General features: G+C 64.7%; 20 protein-coding genes. 19 read left to right on the top strand and 1 reads right to left on the bottom strand.

Annotated elements, in window-relative coordinates; all coding sequences use genetic code 11:
* Position 1 precedes the first annotated feature (1 nt).
* The 8 genes from ACFOJ9_RS23345 to ACFOJ9_RS23310 all read left to right on the top strand — a co-directional run bounded on the left by ACFOJ9_RS23345 (position 2) and on the right by ACFOJ9_RS23310 (position 7,859).
* The gene (locus ACFOJ9_RS23345; RefSeq protein ID WP_378981723.1) at positions 2–1,177 is read left to right on the top strand and encodes a branched-chain amino acid ABC transporter permease; all 1,176 of its coding nucleotides are present in this window, start codon (positions 2–4) and stop codon (positions 1,175–1,177) included.
* On the top strand, positions 1,174–1,959 hold the full coding sequence (locus ACFOJ9_RS23340; RefSeq protein WP_378981721.1) for an ABC transporter ATP-binding protein: 786 nt from the start codon (positions 1,174–1,176) through the stop codon (positions 1,957–1,959). Before ACFOJ9_RS23345 ends, ACFOJ9_RS23340 begins: the two co-directional genes overlap by 4 nt.
* Complete coding sequence (locus ACFOJ9_RS23335) at positions 1,952–2,653, top strand: ABC transporter ATP-binding protein (RefSeq protein ID WP_378981719.1); 702 nt, start codon at positions 1,952–1,954, stop codon at positions 2,651–2,653. The genes ACFOJ9_RS23340 and ACFOJ9_RS23335 overlap by 8 nt, the downstream gene beginning before the upstream one ends.
* A 201-nt stretch (positions 2,654–2,854) precedes the next feature.
* Positions 2,855–4,129: a flavin-containing monooxygenase gene (locus tag ACFOJ9_RS23330; RefSeq protein ID WP_378981717.1), complete on the top strand. Its 1,275-nt coding sequence runs from the start codon at positions 2,855–2,857 to the stop codon at positions 4,127–4,129.
* A 43-nt stretch (positions 4,130–4,172) separates the two neighbouring features.
* Positions 4,173–4,661, top strand: coding sequence for a RidA family protein (locus ACFOJ9_RS23325; RefSeq protein ID WP_378981715.1), 489 nt, complete (start codon positions 4,173–4,175; stop codon positions 4,659–4,661).
* 5 nt (positions 4,662–4,666) lie between these two features.
* Entirely contained in the window at positions 4,667–5,341 is a 675-nt protein-coding gene (locus tag ACFOJ9_RS23320; protein ID WP_378981713.1) for a DUF1028 domain-containing protein, read from the top strand.
* A 21-nt stretch (positions 5,342–5,362) separates the two neighbouring features.
* Positions 5,363–6,853, top strand: coding sequence for an aldehyde dehydrogenase (locus ACFOJ9_RS23315; RefSeq protein ID WP_378981711.1), 1,491 nt, complete (start codon positions 5,363–5,365; stop codon positions 6,851–6,853).
* 49 nt (positions 6,854–6,902) lie between these two features.
* Entirely contained in the window at positions 6,903–7,859 is a 957-nt protein-coding gene (locus ACFOJ9_RS23310) for a LysR family transcriptional regulator (protein WP_378981709.1), read from the top strand.
* Positions 7,860–7,898: 39 nt separating this feature from the next.
* Here the strand turns inward: ACFOJ9_RS23310 and argE are convergent, their stop codons facing one another.
* Positions 7,899–9,065, bottom strand: coding sequence for an acetylornithine deacetylase (gene argE / locus ACFOJ9_RS23305; RefSeq protein WP_378981707.1), 1,167 nt, complete (start codon positions 9,063–9,065; stop codon positions 7,899–7,901).
* 274 nt (positions 9,066–9,339) lie between these two features.
* Here argE and ACFOJ9_RS23300 point away from each other — a divergent pair, with 274 nt between their 5' ends.
* The 11 genes from ACFOJ9_RS23300 to ACFOJ9_RS23250 all read left to right on the top strand — a co-directional run bounded on the left by ACFOJ9_RS23300 (position 9,340) and on the right by ACFOJ9_RS23250 (position 24,415).
* Complete coding sequence (locus ACFOJ9_RS23300) at positions 9,340–11,409, top strand: oxidoreductase (protein ID WP_378981705.1); 2,070 nt, start codon at positions 9,340–9,342, stop codon at positions 11,407–11,409.
* An 83-nt stretch (positions 11,410–11,492) separates the two neighbouring features.
* On the top strand, positions 11,493–12,095 hold the full coding sequence (locus ACFOJ9_RS23295; protein ID WP_378981703.1) for an ANTAR domain-containing response regulator: 603 nt from the start codon (positions 11,493–11,495) through the stop codon (positions 12,093–12,095).
* A gap of 2 nt (positions 12,096–12,097) precedes the next feature.
* Positions 12,098–13,336 (top strand): CmpA/NrtA family ABC transporter substrate-binding protein, encoded by a 1,239-nt coding sequence (locus ACFOJ9_RS23290; protein WP_378987996.1) that lies wholly within the window; start codon positions 12,098–12,100, stop codon positions 13,334–13,336.
* A gap of 358 nt (positions 13,337–13,694) precedes the next feature.
* Positions 13,695–15,011 carry a CmpA/NrtA family ABC transporter substrate-binding protein gene (locus tag ACFOJ9_RS23285; RefSeq protein ID WP_378981701.1) on the top strand — a complete coding sequence of 439 codons (1,317 nt, stop codon included), beginning with the start codon at positions 13,695–13,697 and terminating at the stop codon, positions 15,009–15,011.
* 95 nt (positions 15,012–15,106) lie between these two features.
* Positions 15,107–15,997, top strand: coding sequence for a nitrate ABC transporter permease (gene ntrB / locus ACFOJ9_RS23280; RefSeq protein WP_378981699.1), 891 nt, complete (start codon positions 15,107–15,109; stop codon positions 15,995–15,997).
* Positions 15,998–16,008: 11 nt separating this feature from the next.
* A complete protein-coding gene (locus tag ACFOJ9_RS23275) occupies positions 16,009–16,806 on the top strand; it encodes an ABC transporter ATP-binding protein (protein ID WP_378981697.1) in 798 nt (265 codons plus the stop codon).
* 405 nt (positions 16,807–17,211) lie between these two features.
* On the top strand, positions 17,212–17,403 hold the full coding sequence (locus tag ACFOJ9_RS23270) for a twin-arginine translocation signal domain-containing protein (RefSeq protein WP_378981695.1): 192 nt from the start codon (positions 17,212–17,214) through the stop codon (positions 17,401–17,403).
* Between the two features lie 113 nt (positions 17,404–17,516).
* The gene (locus ACFOJ9_RS23265) at positions 17,517–18,758 is read left to right on the top strand and encodes an MFS transporter (protein ID WP_378987993.1); all 1,242 of its coding nucleotides are present in this window, start codon (positions 17,517–17,519) and stop codon (positions 18,756–18,758) included.
* A gap of 21 nt (positions 18,759–18,779) precedes the next feature.
* Positions 18,780–21,230 (top strand): nitrite reductase large subunit NirB, encoded by a 2,451-nt coding sequence (nirB, locus tag ACFOJ9_RS23260; RefSeq protein WP_378981693.1) that lies wholly within the window; start codon positions 18,780–18,782, stop codon positions 21,228–21,230.
* A gap of 5 nt (positions 21,231–21,235) precedes the next feature.
* On the top strand, positions 21,236–21,565 hold the full coding sequence (gene nirD, locus ACFOJ9_RS23255) for a nitrite reductase small subunit NirD (protein WP_378981691.1): 330 nt from the start codon (positions 21,236–21,238) through the stop codon (positions 21,563–21,565).
* 3 nt (positions 21,566–21,568) lie between these two features.
* A complete protein-coding gene (locus tag ACFOJ9_RS23250; protein WP_378981689.1) occupies positions 21,569–24,415 on the top strand; it encodes a nitrate reductase in 2,847 nt (948 codons plus the stop codon).
* Positions 24,416–24,513: the final 98 nt, after the last annotated feature.

The raw sequence follows: 24,513 nt of genomic DNA, 5'->3' as shown, positions 1-24,513 counted from the left end.
CATGCAGGGTCGTGCTTCACCCGACGCGCCGGGCATAGCCGCGGCCACGGCCTTCGCCATCGCGTCGCAACTCATCGGGGCAGCTTTCCTCTACCTCATCCTCAGGGTCGACGGCGGCTGGCAGGTGGTCGGCCTTCTGGCCTTGCTCGGCCTCGGCTTCTATCTCTTGGAGAGGCTGCCGTGGATCGCGGACTATGCGTTGGCGAGCTTCGCCCGGGTTCCCCTCGTGGCGATGGTCACCGCGGCGGTCATCGTGCTGGCCTTTCCGTTCTTCGTCGGCTCGAACACCTATATCCTGCATCTGCTGATCGTCGCCGAGCTCTATGCCGTGCTGGCGCTGGCGCTCAATTTCCAACTCGGCAGCGCCAACATTCCGAACTTCGCCACCGGCGCTTCCTACGGCATCGGCGCCTATGTATCGGCACTGCTGGCGATCAATTTCGGCGTCAGCTTCTGGCTGACGCTGCCGGTCGCGGCGCTGGCGGCAACGCTGTTCGGGTTCATCATCGGCATTCCGTCGATGCGCACGCGCGACACCTACCTGGCGCTTGTCACCATCGCCTTCGGTGTCGTGGTCCAGCAATTGCTGAACAATTTCAGCTGGACCGGCGGACCCAACGGACTGGTCGGCATTCCGGCGCCCAGCCTGTTCGGCCATTCCTTTGCCGATCCGCTGGTGATCTTCGGCTGGAAGCTGCCGAGCCAGGCGAACTTCTATTATCTGTCGGCCGCACTGGTCGTCATCGCCATCGTCACCGCGCACCGGCTGCACGGCTCGCGCATCGGGTTGGCCTGGAACGCGCTGCGCGCCGACGAGATCGCCGCCAAGGCGCAAGGCATCAACGTGGCGTGGTTCAAGGTGCTGGCCTTCGCGGTCGATGCCTTTCTCGCCGCCTTTGCCGGCACGATCTACGCCTTCTACGTGTCCTACATTTCTCCCGACAATTTCACCTTCCTGGTCTCGGTCACCATCATGACCATGGTCATCGTCGGCGGCATGGACAATATTTTCGGTGTCATCGTCGGTGCGTTCCTGCTGACCATCCTGCCCGAGAAACTGCGCGCCTTCGCCGACTACCGCCTGCTGTTCTTCGGCGTCGTCATCATCGGCTTCCTGATGATCCGGCCGCAGGGTCTGTTCCCGCAACGCATGCGGCGCTACGGAGGCGAGCAGTGAGCGCGCTTCTCAAGGTCGAGAATTTGACGATGCGCTTCGGCGGCCTGGTCGCGCTCAACGATGTCAGCCTGTCGATCGACAAGGGCGCGGTGCTTGCCGTCATCGGCCCGAACGGCGCCGGCAAGTCGACGTTGTTCAATGTCGTGACCGGCGTCTACCGGCCGACCTCCGGCCGGGTGACGTTTGACGGCGCCGAGATCACCGGCCGCCCGTCCTACGAAGTGGTCGAGCGCGGCATCGCCCGCACATTCCAGTCGTCGCGGCTGTTCTCTGACCTCAGCGTGCTCGACAACGTTATCATCGGTATGCACACCCGCACCAGGACCGGCGTGCTGACCGCGCTGTTTCGGCCCGGCGCGTCGCGCCGCGAGATGGCGGCCTGCGTGGAAAAGGCCGAAACCCTGCTCAAGCTCGGCTCCGGCGACCTGTTCGAACAACGCTACCGGCCGGCGGGCACGCTGGCGCAGGCCGACAGGCGGCGGCTAGAAATCGCCCGAGCGCTTGCCTCGCAGCCCAAGCTCTTGCTGCTCGACGAGCCATCGGTCGGCATGGACGATACGGAAACCGACGCGCTGGTGGCCGACATCGCGCGGCTGCGCGCGCTAAACCCGGAACTGTCGGTGGTGCTGATCGAGCACGACATGCGGGTGGTCGAAGCTTTCCCGCAGCACGTCACCTGCATCGACTATGGCAGCAAGATCGCCGAGGGCGACTTCGCGGCGGTGCGCGCCGACCCGCGCGTCCAGGAAGCCTATCTCGGGAAGGCGGTCGCCGATGCTTGAACTCAGGGATGTCGATACCGCCTACGGTGCGGTGCCGATGCTGCGCGGCGTGGCGATGAGCGTGCGCCCCGGCGAACTGGTCTGCCTGCTCGGGCCGAATGGCGCCGGCAAGACGACAACCTTCATGACCGTCTGCGGTGTCGTGCGAGCGCAGCGCGGCAAGGTCGAGGTGATGGGCCGGGACATGGCGACGTTAGGGACGGAAAACCTGGCGTCGCTCGGTGTCGGCCTCGTTCCGGAAGGGCGCCGGCTGTTCCCTGGCCTGACCGTGAGCGAGAATTTGCGCCTGGGTTACGACGCGGTGTCGGGCAGGGGTCCCAATTTCGCGGCGCAGCTGGACAAGATGTGCAAGCTGTTTCCGCGCATCCAGGAGCGCTTGCGCCAGGTCGCCGGGACTCTGTCGGGCGGCGAACAGGCGATGGTGGCGCTGGCGCGCGCGCTGATCGGCGAACCCAAGCTGGTGATCATGGACGAACCGTCGCTCGGTCTCTCGCCGAAACTCATCGGCGAGTATTTCGAGATCACCCGGGAGATCCATCGCCAAGGCACGACCATCCTGTTGATCGAACAGAATGCCGAAATGGGGCTGGGCATCGCCGATCGCGGCTATGTCCTGGTCAAGGGCAAGGTCGCCCAGGAAGGACCGGCAAAGGAGCTGCTCTCGTCCAAGGCGGCCAGAAGCCTTTATCTCTGAGCCGCCCCATTGCGTCTGTCCAACTGCGATATCCACGCCCTGCGCTCCACACCTTCGTCCCTGCTTCCGGCATTTAGGGACAAGCTAACCACTGCCACATGAAATCGTAATTTTCGCTGTCCGGTCCCTCCAGTAAACCAACGATCAGACCTCCGCCGCATCCGCAGAAACTCTCGGGGAGAGCCAGAAAGGGCCGCTGAAATGCCAGTCGAAACAGTAGACACGCTTGTTGTTGGCGGCGGCCAGGCGGGGTTGGCCATGAGCGAGCATCTGAGCAAATGCGGCGTGCCTCACCTCGTGCTGGAGCGGAGCCGCATTGCCGAACGCTGGCGCTCCGAAAGATGGGACTCACTTGTTGCCAATGGTCCCGCCTGGCATGATCGTTTTCCCGGCATGGAATTTCCGGATGCTGGTCCCGATGCCTTTGTCGCCAAGGAGAAGGTCGCGGATTATTTTGTCGCTTACGCCGACATGATCGCTGCCCCCATCCGCTGCGGCGTGGAGGTCAGGAACGTGCAAAGGCTTGTCGGCCGTCCCGGTTTCCAAGTCGAAACCTCGGATGGCGTGATCGAGGCCAGAAGCGTGGTTGCCGCCACCGGCGCTTTCCAGCATCCGGTCATCCCGGCGGTCGTTCCCGGGGATGCCGGACCGATGCAGATCCATTCCAGCGCCTATCGAAATCCCGGCCAGTTGCCCGAAGGGGCGGTGCTGGTGGTCGGTTCCGGGTCTTCGGGGGTGCAGATCGCCGACGAACTCCAGCGTGCGGGAAGGCGTGTCTATCTCTCGGTCGGGCCGCACGATCGGCCGCCGCGGGCCTATCGCGAGCGTGACTTCTGCTGGTGGCTGGGGGTTTTGGGCAAGTGGGACGCCCAGGCGCCGGCGCCCGGCACCGAACATGTCACCATCGCGGTGAGCGGTGCGCGTGGCGGCCAGACGATCGATTTCCGGCGTCTTGCCGGGCAAGGGATGACGCTGGTTGGCCGGACGGAATCCTACAGGAACGGTGTCATGACCTTCGCACCCGATCTGGCCAAAAATATCGCGCGCGGCGATGCGAACTACATGTCGGTGCTGGACGAGGCCGACGCCTATGTTGCCCGCAACGGCCTTGACCTTCCCCAGGAGCCCGAGGCCCGCAAGATCGGCCCGGATCCGCAATGCGTGACCGATCCCATTCTTGCTCTGAACCTGGCGGAAGCCGGGATAGGTTCGATCATCTGGGCGACGGGCTTCACCGTCGATTACAATTGGCTGAAGGTCGATGTGTTCGACCAAAAGGGCAAGCCCAGGCACCAGCGCGGTGTGTCGACCGAGCCCGGGATCTATTTCCTCGGCTTGCCATGGCAATCGCGCAGGGGGTCGAGCTTCATCTGGGGCGTGTGGCACGACGCCCAGCATGTGGCGGACCATATTTCCACGCAGCGCAAGTACCTAGCTTACCATGCGTCCGCGAAGCGCGAGACCAAGGTGGCATAGAAACGGACGTCCCGACCTCGAGTCTGATCCGACGGAGACCAAGATGGCGCATACAAGAATTCGCAAGTTCAACACCAAGGACACCTATCCCGAGCAGAAGCTCGACAATGATCTGTGCCAGGCGGTCGTTACGCGGGGCGGCAGGACCGTCTATCTGCGCGGCCAGTGCCCGCAGGATCTCGACACGGCCAAGAATATCGACAGCCATGATCCGGTCGAGCAGACGCACAAGGTCATGCAGAACATCCGCCAGCTGATCGAGGAGTGCGGCGGCACCATGGAGCACCTGGTCAAGGTGGTGGTCTACATCACCGACGTGCGCTATCGCGAGGCGGTCTACCGCACCATGGGCGAGTACATCAAAGGCGTACATCCGGTTTCGACCGGCCTTGTCGTGCAGGCTCTGGCGCGGCCGGACTGGCTGGTCGAGATCGACGGCACCGCCGTCATTCCGGATGATCGCACTTCGATCATTCCGGATGATCGCACTTCGATCATTCCGGATGATCGCACTTCGATCATCCAGGATTAAAAGTCATGACATTCTCCATTGTCGCGCGGTGCAGCCGCACCGGCATGTTCGGGGTCGCGGTATCCTCCTCGTCACCCGCGGTGGCGGCGCGCTGCGCCTATGCGCAGGCAGGCGTCGGCGCCATTGCCAGCCAGAACGTCACCGATCCGACGCTCGGGCTGCGAGGCCTCGAATTGCTGGCGCGCGGCGCGTCGGCGGCGGAGGCGATTGCCATATTGAAGCGCACCGGTGCCTATCCCGAATACCGACAGGTGCTGGCTGTCGACGCCGCCGGGACGACCGCGATCCATTCAGGGCCGAAAGCGCTTGGCATTTGGGCCGAAGCACGCGCGGACAATGTTGCCTGCGGCGGCAACATGCTGGCCCATGACGGCGTGCCACAAGCCATGGTCGACGCCTTCCTGGCGTCGGAAGGGCATCTGGGCGACCGCCTCGTCGCGACCATGCGTGCCGCGCTGAAGGCTGGCGGCGAGGCCGGCCCTGTCCATTCGGCCGGCATGAAGCTGGTGCGCGAGGTTGCGTGGCCGGTCGCCGACCTGCGCTGCGACTGGACCGACGCCTGCCCGATCGAGCAATTGGCAAGCTTGTGGGAACTCTACAAGCCACAGCTCGATGCCTATGTGACCCGCGCGATCAACCCATCCGACGCGCCGAGCTACGGCGTGCCGGGCGACGAATAGTCAAGACAGGGGTCACCTGCGATGAGTGAGCTCAGCCACAAGGACTGGATCGGCAAGGCGTCCGCCATCCGTTTTCGCGACAAGGCGTTCATCGACGGCAAGACGGTTGCGGCGCGTTCGGGCCGAACCTTCGCCAGCGTCAATCCGGCAACGGGCGAGGTGCTGGCCGAAGTGGCGTCCTGTGGCGAGGAAGACATCGATCTGGCGGTTGCCGCCGCTAGGCGCAGCTTCAACGCCGGCGTCTGGTCACGCACCAGCCCAGCGCATCGCAAGGAGGTGCTGCTGCGGCTGGCGCAATTGCTGCGCGACAACCTGCATGAGCTGGCGTTGCTCGAATCGCTCGACATGGGCAAGCTGGTCAAGGATGCGGCCTCGGTCGACGTCCCCGGATCGGCGGCGATCTTCCAATGGTATGGTGAGGCCATCGACAAGATCTATGGCGAAGTGGCGCCGACCGGCGAAGGCGATCTGGTGCTGGTGCGGCGCGAGCCGCTTGGCGTGATCGGCGCGGTGGTGCCGTGGAACTTCCCGCTCGACATGGCGACCTGGAAGTGCGCGCCGGCGCTGGCGGCGGGCAATTCGGTGGTGCTGAAACCCGCCGAGCAATCGCCTCTGTCGGCCCTGTTTCTGGCGGAACTGGCCATTGAAGCGGGCCTGCCGGCTGGCGTGCTAAATGTGGTGCCGGGCCTTGGCGAAACCGCCGGCCAGGCGCTTGGCCGTCACATGGATGTGGACTGCCTTGCCTTTACCGGTTCGACCGCCGTCGGCAAGCTGTTCCTGCAATATTCCGGTCAGTCGAACATGAAGCAGGTCTGGCTGGAGACCGGCGGCAAGAGCCCGAACCTCGTCTTTGCCGACTGCGGCGATCTCGATGCGGCGGCCGATATGGCGGCCTTCGGCATCTTCTTCAACCAGGGCGAGGTCTGTTCCGCCAATTCACGCCTGCTCGTCCAACGCGGCATCAAGGATGCTCTGGTGGAGAAACTGGTGCGTCGTGCGGCGGCCACGCAGCCCGGCGATCCGCTCGATCCGGCTTCGAAAATGGGCGCGATGGTCGATGCCCGCCACGCGGCCAATGTCATGCGGTTCGTCGAGGCCGGCAAGAAAACCGCGCGCCTGGTCGCGGGCGGCGATCTGGTCACGGTCAACGGGCGCGGCAGTTTTGTCCAGCCCACCATCTTCGACGATGTCGCGCCTGGCGATCCGATTGCCCGCGACGAGATCTTTGGGCCGGTGCTTTCGGTCATCGCCTTCGACGACGAGGCCGACGCGATCCGCATCGCCAATGACAGCCCCTACGGGCTGGCAGCGTCGCTGTGGACCGACAGCCTGTCGCGCGCGCACCGCATCGCTGGCCGGCTCCATGCCGGCACGGTTTCCGTCAACACGGTCGATGCGCTGAGCCCGATGACGCCGTTCGGCGGCTTCAAGCAATCCGGCTTCGGCCGCGACCTGTCGCTGCATGCGCTCGACAAGTACACCGCGCTCAAAACGACATGGATCAAATACTGATGGGCGCCAAGGCTTGATCGAAGCCCCCAAACCGGCAACATAGCCAGCCATGCCGCTACGCTTCACGCTCAGACAGCTGGAATATTTCGTCGCCGTGGGCGAGGCGGGTTCCATCGCCAAGGCGGCCGAACAGGTCAATGTATCGCCGCCATCGATTTCGGCGTCCATTGCTCAACTGGAAACCGAGTTCGGCGTCCAGCTTTTTGTCCGCAAGCATTCGCACGGGCTCTCGCTCACGGCCGGCGGTCGCATCTTCCTCAAGGAGGCCGCAAGGCTGCTCAACGATGCCGACGCCTTGCATGACGTCGCCGGCGATTTTGCCGAAAAGGTGCGCGGCCCGCTGGCCGTGGGATGCCTGCTGACGTTCGCGCAGATCGTGCTGCCGGCACTGCGGATGCGGTTCGAGCGCGCCTATCCCGATGTGCGCGTGCGGCAGTTCGAGCGCAATCAGGGGCAATTGCTCGAGATGCTGCAGCGCGGCGAAATCGACCTTGCGCTGACCTACGATCTCGAACTGTCGCAGGACATGACCTTCGAGCCGCTGATGCTGGTGCCGGCCTATGTCATGCTGCCGGCGGGGCATCGTTTCGCGGCCAAGGCGTCGATCACGACCGAGGAGCTGGCCGACGAGCCGATGGTGCTGCTCGACCTGCCGTTCAGCCGCGAATATTTCCTGTCGGCGTTCCACCAGCGGGGAATCCGGCCCAACATTGCCGAGCGCACCGGCGACATCGCGGTCATGCGTTCCATGGTGGCGAACGGCTTCGGCTACGGCATTGCCAACATGCGGCCGCTCAACACGCTGGCGCCGGACGGCAAGCCGCTGGTCTTTGTGCCGCTGGACGGTGATCTGCGGCCGCTGACCATGGGCGTCGCCTTGCCCAACTCCGAACATCGCACGCAAACCGTCCAGGCGTTCATCGACCATTGCCGGCATTTTGTGGTCGAGCAAGGCGTGTTCGGCGCCGAGCGGGCCGTCGGCCAGGCAGCGGTTCCGCAGAAGTAGCGCCCGGTTGCGCGACTCCGTTGAACCCCGATCCGTCCATTACGCCAGTTGAAGCTGCTGGTCGGCAAGCCGGTGCAGCAATTTTTCCAGCATGTCGTCGCAGCGGTGCATCTGCTCGACACTGACGAATTCGTCCGGCTTGTGCCCCTGCGCCATCGATCCCGGTCCGCAGACGATCGTCGGCGTGCCGAGATCGCGGCTGAACAGGCCGCCTTCCGTGCCGAAGGCGACCTTGATGGTGTTGTTGGCGCCGGTCAGCGATTTGACGAAGGCGACGGCCTGCGAACTCACCGGCGTATCCAGGCCGGGATAGGTGTTGGTGATGTCGATGTCGATCGCCGCCTCGGGCGCGATGGTCGAGGCATCAGTGGCAATGTGCGCGGCCTCCACGCGCAGGCGCTCGAGAATTTCGCGCCGGTCGTCGGCGGCGACATTGCGGATCTCGAAGTCGACCTGGCAAAGGTTCGGCACGATGTTCAGCGCCACGCCGGCGTTGATCTTGCCGACATGGACGGTCGTGTAGGCAATGTCGTAGTCGCCGTCGCGGGCGCCATCGCGCACCAGCCGGTCCTGCTCGCGGCGCAAAGCGGCGACGAAGTCGCAGCCGAGATGGATGGCGTTGAGCGCCAGCGGGGCCAGCGCCGAATGGCCCTCGCGTCCCTTGCACATGGCGCGCGCGGCAAGCTTGCCCTTGTGACCCGTCGCCACCTGCATGTCGGTCGGCTCGCCGACGATGCACAGCAACGGTTTTTGCGGGGCCGCCCGCAGCATGTCGATCAGGCTGCGCACGCCGATGCAGCCGATCTCCTCGTCGTAGGAGAGTGCCAGGTGCAGCGGCGTGCGCAGCGCCATTTTCGAGGCCTTGAGGCAGGCCGAGAGCGCGCAGGCCACAAAACCCTTCATGTCGGCGGCGCCGCGCCCGTAAAGCTTGCCGTCGCGCCTCGTCATCTCGAAGGGCGGCAGCGTCCAGGCCTGGCCGTCAACGGGAACGACGTCGGTGTGACCGGACAGCATGATGCCGGACGTTTCGGCCGGTCCGATGGTGGCAAACAGGTTGGCCTTGTGGCCGTCTTCGCTCCGGATGATCTGGCAAGCAATGCCGTGCGTGTCCAGCAGGTCCGCCACGTAGCCGATGAGAGCGAGGTTCGAGTCGCGGCTTACTGTCGGGAAGGCGATCAGCTTTTCAAGGATCTGGATGCTGTCCATGCGTCTTGTGTCTCGTTGGCCGTCGGCACTTCTAGCATCGCGTGGCCGCGGCCTTGAAGTCGCATTTGGCTCAGCCAGGATTCAGCGGATGCTAATCCCGGCGGGGGCGATTAGGCGCGGCCTAACCGGCACAGAAGAAATCTCTAGTTTCCCGGCGCCTGCCGCAACTTATGAATAGTCTCACGGCATCAACCCACTGGCTGGCCGGCTTGCGCCTTGGCTCGAACCATGATCGGGCATGTTGCAAGGCGACACTGGCAGGAAGGCACGTTCCATGCGCGATCCACGCTACGACATTCTGTTCGAGCCGGTGAAGATCGGTCCGGTGACCGCCAAGAACCGCTTCTATCAGGTGCCGCATTGCAATGGCGGCGGCTATCGCGACCCTTCGGCCGCGGCCGAGATGCGCCGCATCAAGTCGGAAGGCGGCTGGGGCGTTATCTTCACCGAGCAGACCGAGATGCACCATACTTCGGAGATCACGCCCTTCATCGAGCTCCGGCTGTGGGACGATGCCGATATCCCGGCCTTGGCGAAGATGGCCAAGGCCATGCACCAGCATGGCGCGCTGGCCGGCATCCAGCTGGCCTATTCAGGCATCAACGGTCCCAACCTCTACACCAAGGAAGTACCGCGCGGGCCGTCGGCCTTGCCGATCCGGACCTTCACCAACGATCCGGTTCAGGCGCGCGCCATGGACAAACAGGATATCCGCGACCTGCGCCGCTGGCACCGCAATGCATTCAAACGTGCCAAACTGGCGGGCTTCGACCTGGTATGCCTCTACGGCGCGCATGGCTTCGGCATCATCCAGCACTTCCTGTCCACCGCCACCAACCAGCGCAGCGACGAATATGGCGGTTCGCTGGAAAACCGCTCGCGGCTGATGCGCGAACTGATCGAAGAGGGCAGGGATGCCATCGGCGACACGTGCGGCCTGACGCTGCGGCTGTCGCTGGACGAGATGATCGGCGAGTTCGGCTTCGCCAATTCTGAAGTCCGCGACATGATCGAGATGCATGCCGACCTGCCCGACCTCTGGGACCTGGCGCATGGCGCCTGGGAGGACTGTTCCGGGCCGTCGCGGTTCAAGGAGGAGGGCGCGCAGGAGAGCCTGGTGTCCGGCATCAAGACGCTGACCTCGAAGCCGGTCGTCGGCGTCGGTCGTTTCACGTCGCCGGACGTGATGGTGAAGATGATCAAGTCCGGTACGCTTGATTTCATCGGCTGTGCCCGGCCGTCGATTGCCGATCCCTTCCTGCCGAAGAAGGTGGAAGAGGGCAGGATCGAGGATATTCGCGAATGTATCGGCTGCAACATCTGCATCACCGGTGACATGACCATGTCGATCTCGCGGTGCACGCAGAACCCGACCTTCATGGAGGAGTGGCGCAAGGGCTGGCATCCAGAACGCATGCAGGCCAAGGGCGACAGCGACAGCGTGCTGATCGTCGGCGCCGGTCCCGCCGGGCTGGAGGCCGCCCGTGCACTCGGCCTGCGCGGCTACCAGGTGGCCATCGCCGAAGCCGGCACCGAACTTGGCGGCCGCGTGGCGCGCGAATGCCGCTTGCCCGGCCTCTCCGCGTGGGGCCGCGTGCGCGACTATCGCCAGTATCAGCTCAGCCAGATGTCCAATGTCGACGTCTATTTCGAGAGTCGGTTGTCGGCCGAGGACATCCTGGCCTTCGGCTTCCAGAACATTGCCATCGCCACCGGCTCGACATGGCGCCGCGACGGCGTGGCGCGCGCGCATGTCGTGCCGATGTCGGTGGACCCGGCCATGCCGGTCTATACGCCCGACGATTTGATGGGCGGCAATGTGCCGACCGGCAGCATCGTGCTGTTCGACGACGACCACTATTACATGGGCGGCGTTCTAGCCGAGCTGATGGCGCGCCAAGGCGCAAAGGTGACGCTGGTGACGCCGTCGGCCTATGTGTCCGACTGGACCCGCAACACGCTGGAGCAGGGCGCCATCCACCGCCGGCTGGCCGAACTCGGCGTTGAGATCGTGCTGAACCGGACCGTGACGCGCATTGTGCCGGGCGGCGTTGCCACGGCCTGCGCCTATACGGGCAGCCAACGTGACATCGCCGCGGACGCCGTGGTGCTGGTGACGTCGCGCCAACAGGACGATGGCGTCTGGCAGGAATTGAAGGCGCGGCGGGATGAATGGGCCGATAGTGGCATCCGCTCGATCAAAATCATCGGCGATGCCGAGGCGCCAGGCCCGATCGCCTGGGCAACCTACGCCGGCCACCGCTTCGCCCGCGAGCTGGATGAGGCCGATATCGGTGACGCACTGCCCTTCCGCCGCGAGGTCACGGCGCTGGCCGCGGAATAGGGGCGGCGGCCGCGATCGACGAATGTCGGGATTGTTCAATCATACCGCATTGCACAATTCTCCCGCTTGGTCACAATACAGGCATGGTCCGAACCGCACTCGCCGTCCTGGTGATCGACGAAAACCGCATCCGCGCCGCAATCATCGAGGCGGGGTTGCGCGAGGCCGGCCATGAGCGGGTCACCGTCATCCATGACGTGACCGGCATTGCGCGGCGGATCGCCGAGATCGAGCCGGACGTCATCGTCATCGATCTCGAAAACCCGAACCGCGACATGCTGGAAAACATGTTCCAGCTGTCGCGCGCGGTGAAGCGGCCGATTGCCATGTTCGTCGACCGCTCCGACCAGGCCTCGATCGAGGCGGCGGTCGATGCCGGCGTTTCGGCCTATGTCGTCGACGGTCTGCGGCAAGAGCGGGTCAAGCCGATCCTCGACATGGCGGTGAGCCGCTTCAACGCTTTTTCGCGCATGGCGCGCGAACTGGAAGAGGTTCGCGGCGAACTCGAGAGCCGCAAGGTGATCGATCGCGCCAAGGGCATCCTGATGAAGTCGCGTGGCCTCACGGAAGAGGCCGCCTACACGCTGTTGCGCAAAACGGCGATGAACCAGAACCGCAAGATCAGCGACATCGCCCAGAGCCTGGTGACTGCCGCCGGGTTGCTGGGACCGGCGGAGGACGAATGAGCATGACTGCCGCGCACCAGATCACCGCCGGCTTCATGCCGCTCTTCGACAGCGCCGTGCTGGTCGCGGCCGGCGAGCTTGGCTTCGCCGCACGCGAAGGCATCGATCTCACGCTGCACCGCGAGACGTCCTGGGCCAACATCCGCGACCGCATCGCCATCGGCCACTTCCATCTCGCGCATATGCTGGGGCCGATGCCGCTCGCCTGCAATCTCGGGCTGACGCCGCTTGCTTCAGAAACCATCGTGCCGTTCTCGCTCGGCCTCGGCGGCAATTGCGTCACCATCTCCAACACTGTGTGGGCCGGGATAGTGGCGCATGGCGCCGAAGCCGACCTCGATCCGGCGCGCGCCGGTGCCGCCCTTGGCGCGCTCATCCGCGAGCGCGCTGTAGCCGGTCGCGACCCGCTGCGGTTCGCCGTCGTGCATCCCCATTCCGGGCACAATTACGAACTGCGCTACTGGCTCGCCGCCTGCGGTATCGATCCTGAGCGCGAGATCGAGATCGTCATCGTGCCGCCACCCTTCATGGCCGACGCGCTGGCCGCCGGTCGCATCGACGGCTACTGCGTCGGCGAACCCTGGAACAGCGCCTCGGTCGCCGCCGGTACCGGCCATATCGTCACCGTCAAGGCGCTGCTGTGGAGGAACAGCCCGGAGAAGGTGGTCGGCGTGCGCAAGGCCTGGGCGGACGAAAACCCCGAGGCACTGGCGGCACTGCTGCGCGCGCTGCACCATTCGGCGCGCTGGTGCCAGGATCCGGCCAACCATGGCGAACTGGCTGCTGTCATGGCGCAGGCCGGCTTCCTCGGCCTGCCGCCGGCCGTCCTAATGCCGATCCTGACCGGCCGTCTGCAACTCGGTGACGGAGCCGAGCGGACGATCGACGACTTCTTCCTGCCCTTCGACAAGGCGGCGAACTTTCCGTGGAAGAGCCATGCGCTGTGGTTCTACACGCAGATGGTGCGCTGGGGGCATGTGGCGCACACGCCGGAAAATCTCGCCATCGCGCGGGATTGCTATCGGCCCGACCTCTACCGCTCAGCGCTGAAGCCGCTTGGGGTCGCACTTCCCGGCGCCAATTCGAAAGTCGAGGGCGCGCTGCGCGTGGCCACGGCGGTCGGCGCGACAGGGGCCGGCCTGGTGCTCGGCCCGGATGGTTTCTTTGACGGCCAGATCTTCGATCCCGACGAGATCGACGCCTACATTGCCGGCCAGAAATTGATCCGCACGGAAGCCTGATCATTTTCGCGCCATTCTTGTGCATTGCACAAAAACTGTGCGCGCAACTGCGCTAATGAACAATCTTTGGCTTGCGCGCCCTGCGGCCTGTGCCCCGACGATTGTATCATATCATTGATTTAATTGATGTTTATCATCCATTGCGAAACTGGCACGGTTCCTGCTTTGCAATAGACAGACTCTTCTCGGGGTCACGGAACAGGCGTCCAATGGCGGGCGCTACAGGCAAAGCTGCCGCTCAGGTCAACACGCGATCCCGGATGGACGGACGCGCGCGGCCTGGCCGGCGGCTTTTTTGTTTTGATCGAACACGCAATCGACGGCGCTGATCCCAAGCAGTGCCCAACGGGAGACGACGATGACGAAACGCATCAAGACTGAAGCCCTTCTCGAGGGCATGACTCGCCGCAATTTCCTGATGGCAAGTGCTGCCACCGCGGCAACCCTGGCGGCCGCGCGTGCGCTGCTGCCCTCTGGCGCCTATGCGGCGACCGCCGCCCCGGAAGTCACCGGCGCCAAGCTCGGCTTCATCGCACTGACCGATGCGGCGCCGCTGATGATCGCCAAGGAGAAGGGGTTGTTCGAGAAGTTCGGCATGCCCGATGTCGAGGTGCTCAAGCAGGCCTCGTGGGGCGCGACGCGCGACAATCTGATGCTCGGCGGCGAGGCCAACGGCATCGACGGCGCCCATATCCTGACGCCGATGCCCTACCTGATGCACACCGGCAAGGTGACGCAGAACAACCAGCCGCTGCCGATGGCGATCGTGGCGCGGCTCAACTACGACTGCCAGGGCATTTCGGTCGCGCAGGAATACGCCGCCACTGGCGTCGGCCTCGACGCCTCCAAGCTTAAGGACGCCTTCGCCGCCAAGAAGGCCGAAGGCAAGGAGGTCAAGGCCGCCATGACCTTCCCGGGTGGCACCCATGATTTGTGGCTGCGCTATTGGCTGGCCGCCGGTGGCATCGATCCCGACAAGGACGTCTCGACCATCGTCGTGCCGCCGCCGCAGATGGTCGCCAACATGAAGGTCGGCAACATGGACGTGTTCTGCGTCGGCGAGCCGTGGAACGAGCAGCTCGTCCACCAGGGCGTCGGCTTCACCGCCGCCACCACCGGCGAACTCTGGAAGGGCCATCCCGAAAAGGCGCTCGGCCTGCGCGCCGCCTTCATCGAGAAGAACCCGAACGCCACCAAGGCGATCCTGATGGCCGTCATTGAAGCCCAGCAATGGTGCGAGGCCAAGGAGAACAAGGACGAGATGGCCGCCATTATCGGCAAGCGGCAATGGATGAACGTGCCGACCGCCGACATCATCGGCCGCCTCAAGGGCGACATCAACTATGGCAACGGCCGCGTCGCCAACGGCACCGACCTCTACATGAAGTTCTGGAAGGACGGCGTGTCCTACCCTTTCAAGAGCCACGACAGCTGGTTCCTGGCCGAGAACATCCGCTGGGGCAAGTTCGCGCCGACCACCGACATCAAGGCGCTGGTCGATCAGGTCAACCGCGAGGATCTGTGGCGCGAAGCGGCGAAGGACCTCGGCGTCGCGGCAGCCGACATTCCGGCGTCCTCGTCGCGCGGCGTCGAGACCTTCTTCGACGGCAAGATATTCGATCCGGCCAACCCGTCCGCCTATCTCGACAGCCTGAAGATCAAGGCCTCGGCCTGACCGGCGCAAACGGCGCATTTGCGCCGTTTGTCGCCTCAAGCACAAGCGGCGCTCGCGCCGCTTGTCGCAAATCCCGACCAAGGAGTTTCCAAGACATGTCGATCCAGACAATCGAGGACACAACGGTGAAAGCGTTCCCCACGAAGCCAGCGGAGGTCATCGCCTTCACCTCCAAGGCGCGGCGCCGCTTCGATCCGATCGTGATCGCCGGCAAACTGGCCAGCGCGCTGGTGCCGCCGGTCATCGTCATCGCCCTCATGCTGGTCGTCTGGCAGATCGCCTGCTCGTCGCCCACCGCCAGCCTGCCGCCGCCGAGCCAGGTGTGGAACGAGGCCTACGATCTGATCGCGCATCCGTTCTTCAACAATGGCCCGCAGGACATCGGCCTTGCCTGGCGGGTGCTGATCTCGCTGCAGCGCGTCGCCATCGGCTTCGGCATGGCGGCAATCGTCGGCGTTGCGCTCGGCGCGCTGGTAGGCCAGTCGATCTGGGCGATGCGCGGCCTCGATCCGGTGTTCCAGATCCTGCGCACCGTGCCGCCGCTGGCCTGGCTGCCGCTGTCGCTGGCCGCGTTCCGCGATTCCAGCCCGTCGGCAATCTTCGTTATCTTCATCACCTCGATCTGGCCTGTGATCATCAACACCGCCGTCGGCGTGCGCAACATCCCCGAGGACTACCGCAACGTCTCGCGCATCCTGCGGCTCAACCAGCTCGAATTCTTCGTCAAGATCATGGTGCCGGCCGCCGCGCCCTACATCTTCACCGGCCTGAGGATCGGCATCGGCCTGTCCTGGCTCGCCATCGTCGCCGCCGAAATGCTGACCGGCGGCGTCGGCATCGGCTTCTTCATCTGGGACGCGTGGAACTCGTCGCGGCTGCCCGACATCATCGTCGCGCTCGCCTATATCGGTGTCACCGGCTTCTGCCTCGACCGGCTGGTCGCAGCGGTCGGCACTTTCGTCACCCGCGGCACAACGGCAAAGTGAGGAGAGGGGCGATGACGGCCTATCTGAAACTCGACCATATCGACAAATCCTTCACTCGTGGTGCCCAGGTCAGCGACGTGTTGAAGGACATCAGGCTGACCATCGACAAGGGCGAATTCGTCTCCATCATCGGCCATTCCGGTTGCGGCAAGTCGACCCTGCTCAATCTGATCGCCGGGCTGACCAAGGTGTCCGCCGGCGCCGTGCTGCTCGAGGACAAGGAGGTCGACAGTCCTGGTCCCGAACGCGCGGTGGTGTTCCAGAACCACTCGCTGCTGCCGTGGCTCACCGTCTACGAAAACATCAACCTCGCGGTGTCGAAGGTCTTCGGCCGTTCGAAGAGCAAGGCCGAGCGGCATGACTGGATCATGCGCAACCTCGACCTCGTGCAGATGGTGCATGCCAAGGACAAGCGCCCGGCAGAGATTTCGGGTGGCATGAAGCAGCGCGTCGGCATTGCCCGGGCGCTCGCCATGGAGCCGAAGATCCTGCTGCTCGACGAACCGTTCGGCGCGCTCGACGCGCTGACTCGCGCTCATCTGCAGGATGCGGTGATGGACATCCATTCCAGGCTCGGCTCGACGACAATCATGATCACCCATGATGTCGACGAGGCGGTGCTGCTCTCCGACCGCATCGTCATGATGACCAACGGCCCGGCGGCGACCATCGGCGAGGTGCTTGCGGTGCCGCTCGCCCGGCCGCGCCGCCGCGTCGAACTCTCTTCCGACCGCACCTTCCTGCGCTGCCGCGAGGCTGTGTTGAAGTTCCTCTACGAACGCCACCGCTTCGTCGAAGCCGCTGAGTAAGGCCATGACCGAAAAACGCGTCATCATCGGCAATGGCAATCTGCATCGGCAATGGGCAATCTACCGCATTGCACAAATATTATGCTGCTATGCAAGGCATTCTGACTAATCTTTGATCCGCTGCCGGGCGTGGTCAAAAATCGCGCGGCTGCGGTTCGCATTGATTTCATTCGATAATCTAGAGTGCTGTCGAATTGGCACGCTTCCTGCTTTTCAGAATGTAGGTCCGCAAGGGCCAAGTGACACGGCGTCCAATGGCGGGCGCCACAGGCAAAGCTGCCGCTCAGGTCAATACGCGATCCCGGATGGACGGGCGCGCGAAGACCTGGCCGGCGGCTTTTTTTGTTTTTACCGAACACGCAATCGACGGCGCTGGTCCCAGGCGGCGCCCAACCGGAGACGACGATGACGAAACAGATCGGAACTGGCACGTCCCTCGCGGACTTCACGCGCCGCGATTTTCTGGCCAGCAGCGCGCTGACGGCGGCGCTGTTCACCGTGGCACTCCTGCTGTTTCCCGTCGGCGCCAAGACCGAAAGCAGGGACCTGACCGTGGCGGCCCCGGTCTCGTCGCACGCACCGATGCCGCATCGCTGATTCACCCACAAAATATCGGCGGTGCCTCCCACGCCGCAAACCGGAGCCAGACATTGACCGCAAATCTCCCAGCCGCGCCCAGCCAGGACAGTGCTCCCCGGCAGGCGCTTGTGATGTCCACCATCGCCTTCACCGTCTGCTTCGCGGTGTGGACGATCTTTTCAATCATCGGCGTGCGCATAAAGCAGGAGCTTGGGCTGAACGAGACGGAATTCGGCCTGCTCGTCGGCACGCCAATCCTTACCGGCTCGCTCGTGCGCATGGTGCTCGGCGTCTGGACGGACCGTTTTGGCGGGCGGCTGGTCTACACCGCGACCATGCTTGCGGCCGCGGTCGCGACCTTCCTGCTGGCTTTTGCGCAGACCTACGGGCAGATGCTGATCGCCGCGCTCGGTGTCGGGCTCGCCGGTGGCTCCTTCGCCGTCGGTGTCGCCTATGTCTCGCGCTTCTTCCCCGCCGGCAAACAGGGGACGGCGCTGGGCATTTTCGGCGTCGGCAATGTCGGGGCCGCGGTCACCAAGTTCCTGGCGCCGTTCGTGCTTCTCTCCTGGGGCTGGCAGTCGGTCGCGCTGATCTGGGCGGCCGCACTCGTGGTCATGGCCGCCGTCTTCTGGTTCACGACCGGCGACGATCCGGTCATCCGCGAGCGCCGCGCCGGCAAGGCTGCGCCCGCGAGAAGCTTCTTGCAGGAATTCGCGCCGCTCAAGAACCTGCAGGTCTGGCGCTTCGCGTTCTATTATTTCTTCGCCTTCGGTGCATTCGTGGCGCTGTCGCTGTGGCTGCCCCGCTACCTGATCGGCGTCTACGGCTTCGGGCTTGCGACCGCCGGCATGATCGGCGCGGCCTATTCGATCCCGGCGAGTATTTTCCGCGCCTACGGCGGCGTGCTTTCCGACCGGATCGGCGCCCGCACCGTGCTCTACTGGACCTTCGCTGTCAGTGCCGTCGCGACTCTCGTTCTGTCTCTCCCCTCGGCAGACTATGTCGTGCGCGGCATCAGCGGGCCGATCGCCTTCCATTTCGAGATCGGCCCGCTGGCCTTCATAGCCGTTGCCTGCGTGCTCGGCTTCTTCATGAGCCTTGGCAAGGCCGCCGTCTACAAGCACATCCCGGCTTACTATCCGCAGAGTGTCGGCGCGGTCGGCGGCGTTGTCGGCATGATTGGCGGGCTCGGCGGTTTTATCCTGCCAATTGCCTTCGGCGCGCTCAACGACCTCACCGGCGTCTGGTCGAGTTGCTTCATGCTGCTCTTCGTCATCGTCGCCACCTGCTTTGCTTGGATGCATTTTTCCATCCGGCGGATGGAGCGCAGGGCGTCTGCCGAAGCTTCAGGCCTTTCCTACGCGGCTGAGTGAGACCGGAGTGGATCACAGGACATGACCGAAAAACTCGTCATCATCGGCAACGGCATGGCCCCCGGGCGTATGCTGGAGCATCTCCTGGAAAAGGCGCCTGGGCGCTACCAGGTCACCATCTTCAACGCCGAGCCGCGCGTGAACTACGACCGCATCATGCTGTCGCCGGTTCTATCGGGCGAAAAGGCCTATGAGGAGATCATCATCCATGGCGACGGCTGGTACATCAAGCACGGCATCACCCTCTACAAGGGCCACAAGATCGTCGCCATCGACCGGCAGGCAAAGACCGTCACCTCCGATCATGGCGTGACCGAGCCCTACGACAAGCTCGTCATCGCCACTGGCTCGGTGCCATTCATCATCCCGGTGCCGGGCCACAATTTGCCGGGCGTGCTCACCTATCGCGATCTCGACGACGTCCGGGCGATGATGCTTGCCGCCCAGTCGCGGGCCAAGGCTGTGGTCATTGGCGGCGGGCTGCTCGGGCTCGAGGCCGCGGCCGGCCTCAACGCGCAAGGCATGGACGTCACCGTGCTGCATGTCATGCCGACACTGATGGAGCGCCAGCTCGATCCGGCCGCCGGCTATCTCCTGCAGCGCGCGGTTGAAGAACGCGGCATCAAGGTCATCACCAAGGCCAACACCCAGGCGATCACGGGCAACGGCAAGGTCGAGCAGGTGGAACTTGCCGACGGAACCATCATTCCGGCGACGCTGGTGGTCATGGCGGTCGGCATCCGGCCGAACGCCGCAATCGCCAAGGAAGCCGGCATTGCCGTCAATCGCGGCATCGTCGTCGATGCCGGCATGCGCAGCAACGATCCCGACATCTATGCGCTCGGTGAGTGCGCCGAGGTCAGTGGCCAGGTTTATGGCCTGGTCGCGCCGCTCTATGAGATGGCGCGCGTCACCGCCAGCCAACTGGCCGGCGACGAGGCGGCGGCCTTCGTTCATTCGGACACGCCGACCAAGCTCAAGGTCACCGGCATCGACCTGTTCTCGCTCGGCGACTTCGCCGATGGCGACGACCGCCAGGAAATCGTGCTGCGCGATGCGTCGGCCGGTGTCTACAAGCGGCTGGTGCTGAAGGACGACCGCATCATCGGTACCGTGCTCTATGGCGAGACGGCCGACGGCGCCTGGTTCAACGACCTGAAGAAGAAGCAGACCGACATATCGGAGATGCGCGACACACTTATCTTCGGCCAGTCCTACCAGGGGGGTGCCCCGCTGGACCCTATGGCGGCCGTTGCAGCCTTGCCGGATGATGCGGAAATCTGCGGCTGCAACGGCGTTTGCAAGGGAAAGATCACTGGCGCGATTACGGGGAAGGGCCTGACCTCACTCGACGACGTGCGCGCCCATACCAAGGCGTCCGCCTCCTGCGGCTCCTGCACGGGCCTGGTCGAAAAGCTGATGGTGCTGACCCTCGGCGACACGTACAACCCCGCCGCCGTGCAGCCGATGTGCTCCTGCACCACCCTCGGCCATGACGAGGTGCGCCGGCTGATCAAGGCCAAGGGCCTGAAGACCATTCCCGCCGTCATGCAGGAATTGGAATGGACGACCTCCTGCGGCTGCGCCAAATGCCGGCCGGCGCTGAACTACTACCTCGTCTGCGACTGGCCGGATGATTATGCCGACGATTACCAGTCGCGCTTCATCAACGAGCGCGTCCACGCCAACATCCAGAAGGATGGCACCTATTCGGTGGTGCCGCGCATGTGGGGCGGCGTCACCAATGCCGCCGAGCTGCGCGCCATCGCCGACGTCGTCGACAAGTTCGAAATCCCGATGGTCAAGGTCACCGGCGGCCAGCGCATCGACATGCTCGGCATCCGCAAGGAAGACCTGCCGGCGGTGTGGGCTGATCTCGGCCAGGCCGGCTTCGTCTCCGGCCACGCCTACGCCAAGGGCCTGCGCACGGTGAAGACCTGCGTCGGCTCCGACTGGTGCCGCTTCGGCACGCAGGATTCGACAGGGTTTGGCGTCCGCATCGAAAAATTCATGTGGGGCTCGTGGACCCCGGCCAAGGTCAAGATGGCGGTGTCGGGCTGTCCCCGCAACTGCGCCGAGGCGACCTGCAAAGATGTCGGCGTGATCTGCGTCGACTCCGGCTACGAGATCCATTTCGCCGGGGCGGCCGGCCTCGACATCAAGGGCACCGAGGTGCTCGGCCTAGTCAAGACTGAGGACGAGGCGCTGGAGCATATCGTGGCGCTGACGCAGATGTACCGCGAGCAGGGCCGCTATCTCGAGCGCATCTACAAATGGGCCAAGCGCATCGGCATCCCCGAGATCAAGCGCCAGATCATGGACGATGGCGACAAGCGCAAGGCCTACTACGAGCGCTTCGTCTTCAGCCAGAAATTCGCCCAGGTCGACCCGTGGTCGGAACGCGTTTCCGGCAAGGACAAGCACGAATTCCGGCCGATGGCCTCGGTCGGGTTTGCGCAGGCGGCGGAGTGACAATCATGAACTGGATATCGATAGGCTCCATCTCGGACATCCCCCGCCGCGGCGCGCGCTGCGTCGCCACCCCGGAAGGCAAGGTCGCCGTCTTCCGCACGCAGGACGATCAGGTCTATGCCATCGACGACCATTGCCCGCACAAGGGCGGACCACTCAGTCAGGGCATCGTGCACGGCACGTCGGTGACCTGTCCCTTGCACAATTGGGTGATTTCGCTGGAGACGGGCAAAGCGCTCGGCGCCGACGAGGGCGCGGTGCGCACCATTCCGGTGCGGGTCGAAGGCGAGCGGTTGTTCATCGCGCTGGAAGCGCTGGCCAGCCGCGCGGCCTGAACCATGGAGATCGACGAAGCGCGCGAGGTGAGGACCACCTGCCCCTATTGCGGGGTGGGTTGCGGCGTGCTTGCGAAGGTCGCCGCGGACGGGCAAGTGTCAGTTCGCGGCGACCCCGACCATCCGGCCAATTTCGGCCGGCTCTGCTCCAAGGGCTCGGCACTGGCCGAGACCATCGATCTCGACGGCAGGCTGCTTCATCCGGAGATCCACGGCCGCCGCGCCGGCTGGGACGAGGCGCTCGACCTCGTCGCCTCGACCTTCTCGAAAACCATCGCGGAGCACGGGTCCGATGCGGTCGCCTTCTATGTCTCCGGCCAGTTGCTGACCGAAGACTATTACGTCGCCAACAAGCTGATGAAGGGCTTTGTCGGCTCGGCCAACATCGACACCAATTCGCGGCTGTGCATGGCCTCCTCGGTCGCCGGCCACCGCCGCGCCTTCGGCTCCGACACCGTGCCGGGAACCTATGACGATTTGGAACTTGCCGATCTCATCGTGCTGGTCGGCTCCAACCTCGCCTGGTGCCATCCCGTGCTCTACCAGCGCATCGCGGCGGCCCGGGAAAAGCGGCCGGAGATGAAGATCGTGCTGGTCGACCCGCGTCGCACCATGACCGCTGACATCGCCGATATGCATCTGGCGATCGCGCCGGATGGCGACGTCGCCCTGTTCACCGGTCTGCTCGCCTATCTCGGCCAGCACAATGCGCTCGACCGCGCCTACATCACGACGCACACGACCGGCTTCGGGCAAGCGCTTTTCGCCGCCTCGGCGCTCGACCTGGCCGGCGTCGCCGCCGCCACGGGCCTGAGCGAGGACGAGCTTGGCCGTTTCTACAGCCTGTTCGCGGCGACGCCGAAAACGGTGACGGTCTACAGCCAGGGGGTGAACCAGTCGTCTTCGGGCACCGACAAGGTCAACGCCATCATCAACTGCCATTTGGCCACAGGCCGCATCGGCAAACCAGGCGCAGGGCCGTTTTCGGTGACCGGCCAGCCCAACGCCATGGGCGGCCGCGAGGTCGGCGGCATGGCCAACATGCTGGCCGCCCATATGGAGATCGAAAACCCCGACCATCGCGACCGTGTGCAGCGCTTCTGGAACGCGCCGACTGTGGCCGAAAAAACCGGCCTGAAGGCGGTCGAGATGTTCCAGGCGCTGGCCGACGGCCGCATCAAGGCGCTGTGGATCATGGCCACCAACCCGGTCGATTCGATGCCGGACGCCGATGCCGTCGAAGCGGCGATCAAGGCGTGCCCGTTCGTCGTGGTGTCGGACGTGCTGGCCCAGACCGACACCGTCCGCCACGCCCATGTCCGGCTGCCCGCCGCCGCCTGGGGCGAGAAGGACGGCACCGTCACCAATTCCGAGCGCCGGGTGTCGCGCCAGCGCGCCTTCCTGGACCTGCCTGGCGAGGCGCTGCCCGACTGGCGGATTATCGCCGAGGTGGGCAAGCGGATGGGGTTTGGCGGGGCGTTTTCCCATGCCACGCCGGGGGATGTGTTTGCCGAGCATGCCGCGCTGTCGGGGTTCGAGAATGATGGTACGCGGGATTTCGATATTGGTGCTTATGCCGGGATTGGTGCGGAGGAGTATGAGGCGCTGGAGCCGTTCCAATGGCCGGCGCCGAGCCCAGCCACCCCCCTCTGGCCTGCCGGCCATCTCCCCCGCAAGGGGGGAGATCGGCTGCCACCACGGCCTTCGCCAATTACAAACTATGCAGGAGATATGCGAGCATCAAAGCTGCCAATCTCCCCCCTTGCGGGGGAGATTGCCGGCAGGTCAGAGGGGGGTGTTCAAGCTGGACTTAAACCAGAAGGTGAAAGCACCCGCTTCTTCGCCAACGGCGATTTCTACACTCTCGACCGCAAAGCGCGCTTCATCGCCATCCGCCCCACTGTCGAAATCCGCACCAGTCCCGACTATCCGCTGATCCTCAACACCGGCCGTATCCGCGACCATTGGCACACCATGACGCGAACCGGCAAAAGCCCGCGGCTATCCCAGCACATCGCCGAGCCCTTCGTTGAAATCCACCCGGCGGATGCGCTGCGCTTCGGCATCGGCGACGCCGACATCGTGCGGGTTTCCAGTCCGCGCGGCGACGTGCTGGTGCGCGCGCTGGTGACGGCGCGCCAGCGCCAGGGCAGCCTGTTTGCACCGATGCACTGGACCGACCAGTTTGCCGCAAAGGGCCGGCTCGACACGCTGACCGCGCCGCTGACCGATCCCATTTCCGGCCAGCCGGCGCTGAAACATGTCGCCGCCCGCATCGAGAAATTCGCCGCAAAAGCCTTCGGCTTCGCCGTGACGCGGCGCAGGCCTGAGCCTGATACCGCAGCCTATTGGGCCGTGGCCAAATGCAATGGCGGCTGGCGGGTCGAGCTTGCCTTTTCCGAAGACGACATCGACTGGGCCGGCTTTGCCGGGTCACTGTTCGGCGCGTCACCGGGTGCCGAAATGCTCGCCTATCATGACCGCGACGCCGGCCAGCATCGCATCGCCGCCTTCGACGGCGATCAGCTGTCAGGGGCCTTGTTCGTCGCGCCCGGCCCGGTCGCCGTGTCGCGCGGCTGGGCGGCGGAACAGTTGAGTGCCGATCATGTCGACCGGCGCGGCAGGCTGGCGATCGTGGCTGGACGGCCGGGCGGGATCGACGTCGACCGCGGCGCCATCGTCTGCTCCTGTTTCGGCGTCGGCGCCAACCAGATCGCCGATGCGGTGCGCCGCGGCTGCGGCAGCGTCGCGGCAATCGGCGCTGCCCTGCATGCCGGCACGAATTGCGGCTCCTGCCGCGCCGAGATCAGGGTCATTATCGACGCACAGAGTCTCCAAGCAGCCGAGTGATTGTCCTGGTCAAAGGGGCCTGCGCGACGGCCCGGCTTGGGCTATGGTGGCGCACGCGTGCGGCGTCGCGCACGAATCGTCTCCAGTCAGGGTCATCC

Source organism: Mesorhizobium cantuariense, from assembly GCF_042647205.1.
In the GTDB taxonomy this organism is placed as follows: Bacteria; Pseudomonadota; Alphaproteobacteria; order Rhizobiales; family Rhizobiaceae; genus Mesorhizobium; species Mesorhizobium cantuariense.
This window is presented reverse-complemented; position numbering and strand designations above follow the sequence as displayed.

What these genes read in the sequence shown, in the direction of transcription:
- argE (WP_378981707.1), bottom strand. Translation starts at nt 9,065, where the DNA reads ATGGACAGCATCCAGATCCTTGAAAAGCTGATCGCCTTCCCGACAGTA.
- nirB (WP_378981693.1), top strand. Translation starts at nt 18,780, where the DNA reads ATGACCGAAAAACTCGTCATCATCGGCAACGGCATGGCCCCCGGGCGT.
- ACFOJ9_RS23335 (WP_378981719.1), top strand. Translation starts at nt 1,952, where the DNA reads ATGCTTGAACTCAGGGATGTCGATACCGCCTACGGTGCGGTGCCGATG.
- ACFOJ9_RS23320 (WP_378981713.1), top strand. Translation starts at nt 4,667, where the DNA reads ATGACATTCTCCATTGTCGCGCGGTGCAGCCGCACCGGCATGTTCGGG.
- ACFOJ9_RS23270 (WP_378981695.1), top strand. Translation starts at nt 17,212, where the DNA reads ATGACGAAACAGATCGGAACTGGCACGTCCCTCGCGGACTTCACGCGC.
- ACFOJ9_RS23285 (WP_378981701.1), top strand. Translation starts at nt 13,695, where the DNA reads ATGACGAAACGCATCAAGACTGAAGCCCTTCTCGAGGGCATGACTCGC.
- ACFOJ9_RS23290 (WP_378987996.1), top strand. Translation starts at nt 12,098, where the DNA reads ATGACTGCCGCGCACCAGATCACCGCCGGCTTCATGCCGCTCTTCGAC.
- ACFOJ9_RS23265 (WP_378987993.1), top strand. Translation starts at nt 17,517, where the DNA reads ATGTCCACCATCGCCTTCACCGTCTGCTTCGCGGTGTGGACGATCTTT.
- ACFOJ9_RS23275 (WP_378981697.1), top strand. Translation starts at nt 16,009, where the DNA reads ATGACGGCCTATCTGAAACTCGACCATATCGACAAATCCTTCACTCGT.
- ACFOJ9_RS23330 (WP_378981717.1), top strand. Translation starts at nt 2,855, where the DNA reads ATGCCAGTCGAAACAGTAGACACGCTTGTTGTTGGCGGCGGCCAGGCG.
- ACFOJ9_RS23315 (WP_378981711.1), top strand. Translation starts at nt 5,363, where the DNA reads ATGAGTGAGCTCAGCCACAAGGACTGGATCGGCAAGGCGTCCGCCATC.
- ACFOJ9_RS23325 (WP_378981715.1), top strand. Translation starts at nt 4,173, where the DNA reads ATGGCGCATACAAGAATTCGCAAGTTCAACACCAAGGACACCTATCCC.
- ACFOJ9_RS23300 (WP_378981705.1), top strand. Translation starts at nt 9,340, where the DNA reads ATGCGCGATCCACGCTACGACATTCTGTTCGAGCCGGTGAAGATCGGT.
- ACFOJ9_RS23345 (WP_378981723.1), top strand. Translation starts at nt 2, where the DNA reads ATGCAGGGTCGTGCTTCACCCGACGCGCCGGGCATAGCCGCGGCCACG.
- ACFOJ9_RS23310 (WP_378981709.1), top strand. Translation starts at nt 6,903, where the DNA reads ATGCCGCTACGCTTCACGCTCAGACAGCTGGAATATTTCGTCGCCGTG.
- ACFOJ9_RS23250 (WP_378981689.1), top strand. Translation starts at nt 21,569, where the DNA reads ATGGAGATCGACGAAGCGCGCGAGGTGAGGACCACCTGCCCCTATTGC.
- ACFOJ9_RS23295 (WP_378981703.1), top strand. Translation starts at nt 11,493, where the DNA reads ATGGTCCGAACCGCACTCGCCGTCCTGGTGATCGACGAAAACCGCATC.
- nirD (WP_378981691.1), top strand. Translation starts at nt 21,236, where the DNA reads ATGAACTGGATATCGATAGGCTCCATCTCGGACATCCCCCGCCGCGGC.
- ntrB (WP_378981699.1), top strand. Translation starts at nt 15,107, where the DNA reads ATGTCGATCCAGACAATCGAGGACACAACGGTGAAAGCGTTCCCCACG.